This window comes from Lacimicrobium alkaliphilum, from assembly GCF_002591895.1.
Classification (GTDB): Bacteria; Pseudomonadota; Gammaproteobacteria; order Enterobacterales; family Alteromonadaceae; genus Lacimicrobium; species Lacimicrobium alkaliphilum.
This window is the reverse complement of record NZ_NISX01000047.1, coordinates 1-469: the sequence shown is the minus strand read 5'-3', so window position 1 is coordinate 469 and position 469 is coordinate 1. Positions and strand designations below refer to the sequence as shown.

The window sequence follows — 469 nt, the reverse complement described above, 5'->3', positions numbered from 1 at the left end:
TGTCTAAGCCCATGCCAGAGCTTGAGTTTCCAGAACTCAAGGGACTTGTTTCGGATGAAGATTCTGCCCTTTTCAAAGGTAAGCGTGAGGCTATCAATGAGTTCCAATACAAAGAGCTGGAAGAGCTAAGAACTGACTACCAACATGCTGTGAATGACCTAAGCCTGGAGAGAGAGACTGCATAATGAGCTTGCTAGACGAAGATAAAAATGTATCAGGTAACTGGACGCTCATTTGCGCGGTCTTGGCGCTGGGTGTTGTGGGCGGAGCGGTTATTTGGAAAATGATGACAGCAAATAGCTACGACGAACACACCTTATGTAAGTCAGGCGCTGAAAGCTCACTTACGGTTGTTTTATTTGATAAGACTGGAGGGTTTAGTGAAAACCAGAAAAGGTTAATCAGCAAAGCTATTAACAAAGAGATAAGAGACCTTTCAACAGGAAGCCAGGGTCAGATCCTACTTTTT

Annotated in this window: 2 protein-coding genes; both read left to right on the top strand. The window is 44.1% G+C overall.

The window, feature by feature from the left end; genetic code table 11:
• Positions 1-185, top strand: a 185-nt coding sequence (locus tag CDA54_RS19785; RefSeq protein WP_218962439.1) for a hypothetical protein, incomplete at its 5' end; no start/stop codon positions are given.
• A partial coding sequence (locus tag CDA54_RS19410) for a hypothetical protein (RefSeq protein ID WP_143452336.1) occupies positions 185-469 on the top strand: 285 nt, incomplete at its 3' end. The genes CDA54_RS19785 and CDA54_RS19410, both read left to right, overlap by 1 nt.